This window comes from Geomonas diazotrophica, from assembly GCF_018919385.1.
GTDB classification, from domain to species: Bacteria; Desulfobacterota; Desulfuromonadia; order Geobacterales; family Geobacteraceae; genus Geomonas; species Geomonas diazotrophica.
The window spans coordinates 1-2,431 of the sequence record NZ_JAHLMF010000036.1 but is presented as its reverse complement, the minus strand read 5'-3'; the positions used below and the strand labels follow the sequence as shown (position 1 = coordinate 2,431).

2 protein-coding genes are annotated in these 2,431 nt (G+C 58.9%); both read right to left on the bottom strand.

Annotated features, from left to right (window positions below):
* Nucleotides 1-67 precede the first annotated feature (67 nt).
* Nucleotides 68-805 carry an IS21-like element helper ATPase IstB gene (gene istB, locus KOM00_RS20410; protein ID WP_216500860.1) on the bottom strand — a complete coding sequence of 246 codons (738 nt, stop codon included), beginning with the start codon at nucleotides 803-805 and terminating at the stop codon, nucleotides 68-70.
* Entirely contained in the window at nucleotides 792-2,312 is a 1,521-nt protein-coding gene (gene istA, locus KOM00_RS20405) for an IS21 family transposase (RefSeq protein ID WP_216500859.1), read from the bottom strand. Before istA ends, istB begins: the two co-directional genes overlap by 14 nt.
* Between the last annotated feature and the right edge of the window lie 119 nt (nucleotides 2,313-2,431).

The window sequence follows — 2,431 nt, the reverse complement described above, 5'->3', positions numbered from 1 at the left end:
TGTCAATCGGCTTTGAAAATTGACCCACCATCGGCGTCCAAAATTGACCCACCCCAGGTAGCAGTTTTCAGTTCTTGATTCTGGTCTTGATCCTCCAGCTATCGTTCCCGGTTTCGATGATCTCGCAGTGGTGAGTGACCCTGTCCAGCAGTGCCGTGGTCATCTTGCCATCCCCAAATACCTGCGGCCATTCGCCGAACGTGAGGTTAGTGGTGATGATCAGAGATGTCCGCTCGTAGAGCTTCGAGATCAGGTGGAAAAGCAATTGGCCACCGTTCTTCGAGAACGGCAGGTAACCGAGTTCGTCGAGGATAACCACGTCGTGCCGGGCGAGTTGCTCAGCCAGCTTGCCGCCGCGGCCATCCAGCTTCTCCTGCTCAAGCTGGTTAACTAGGTCCAGCACGTTGAAGAACCGAGCCTTCTTGTCATTGCGGATGCTCTGCCTGGCGATCGCTATCGCCAGATGGGTCTTGCCCGAGCCGGTCCCGCCGACCATGATGATGTTGGTGTGGTCGGCGATATAGCTTCCTTCGTAGAGGCGTTTCACCTGCATCTCGTTCACGGGTGAGTCCGAGAACTCAAACCGGTCCAAGTCCTTGTCGACAGGGAACTTCGCCAGACCCATGCGGTAGCGGATACTTCTGGTTTTTCGCTCCGCCACCTCCGCTTCCAAGAGGTCGCAGAGGATCTTCTCCGGCGTCGCCCGGGTCTTGATCCCTGAGGCCATGATCTCGTCAAACGTTGCCTTCATGCCGTACAGGCCGAGCGTTGCCAACGCCTCCATGATTCGCTCACGCAGTCCCACGGGCACCTCCTGAGAGAAGGAGGTCATAGCGATGGCAGTCCACGATGGGGAATAGGGTTAGCTGCGGCAAGTTCGCCGTTTTCGACACTGGGTCCGGTTGGGGCTCGTCGTGTTTGCGTGACAGAATGGCGAGGATCACATCGGCGCTTATCGTTTTGTCGGAGAGCGCCTGAGAGCAGGCATCTGCGACGGCATCCAGGCTGTAACGGCGGACGACGCTCAAGATGGATACAAACTGACGCTCGCCGTCTGAGCGACCTTCAAGTCTCGCCCTGACATCCTGAATCGATGCCGGTAAGTCCCAGCGTTTGAAGGGAGCGCCGTTACGCAGAGCGCCTGGTTTCTGCTCCAGTACCGCGAGGTAGTGCCACGGGTCGTAGATGACCTTGTCGCGGCCAAGGTGGCGCCGGTGCATGGCTACGACCCGCTCGTTGAGCACCACGATGATCCGATCGGCATAGGCCCGTACCACGACGGTCTTGCCCACTGCGACGGCGTTGACGCTGTAGCGATTGCGGTCGAAACCGATCAGAAGCTGGGATGTGACACGGGCTACGCTCTCCTGATAGCCGTCGAAAGGCGATGCCGGCAGCGTCAGCAGGTGGTTCTTCTCCTCGGCGAAGACCTCATCGATGATCCTGTCCTTGCGCTCCGGATGCCGCGCCGTCGCCGCATGATTGCGGCATTGGCTTTCCAGCCATTCGTTCAACTCGTTAAGGTCGGCAAAGCGCCTGCGCTGAGCGAAGAATCGGTTCCGTACCATGCCGACCTGGTTCTCGACCTGCCCCTTCTCCCAGCCCGCAGCGGGAGTGCAGGCGACCGGCTCGAACAGGTAATACGAGGCGAGGTTCTGGAAGCGCCGGTTGAAGACGCGGTCTTTACCCATCAGCACCTTGCTAACGACCGTCTTGAGGTTGTCGTAGATGCCACGTTTGCAGAGGCCGCCGTAGTACTCAAAGGCGCGGACATGGGCATCCAGCACCATTTCCAGGCTTTCACGGGTATAGGCGACGCAGTAGGGCTTGCGGCTGTGGCACAAGCGGAACTGCGCAATCTTTACCTCCATCGGGACCCCGCCCAGTTCTACCTTCTCATAGCTCCAGTCGAACTGAAAGGCGTCACCGGGATCATATTCGAGCGGTATGAAGGCTTTGGGAGCCACGGCATCCGTCGACCTTTTCCAGGCACCCACATAGCGCCTGACGGCGTCGTAGCCGCCCTCGTATCCTTCCCGCTGCAACTGCTCAAAAAGGATCTGGGCGCTGCGGCGGTGCCGGACCGGTTTGGCGCTGTCTTCCTGCAGCATCCCCGACAACCGCTCGGCAAACAGCCCGATCTTGGGACGCGGTCGATTGCTGCGCTCGTACTTCTGGTCGGTCTTGCCGCTTCGGAGGATCTCCCGCACGGTGTTCCTGGCGATATGGAACTCGCGGACTATCTGGCGAATCCCCTTGCCGTCGACGAAATGGGCTTTACGGACTTTACGGATGGTTTCCACGTTCAGCATCTCCTTTGGGCTCTCCCTCTCTGGTCAGGTCCGGAGAGTATGGAGAAGGATGCTGGGGTGGGTCAATTTTGGACGCCGATTTGGCCTAAAGGTGGGTCATTTTTGCATGCCGGTTCACA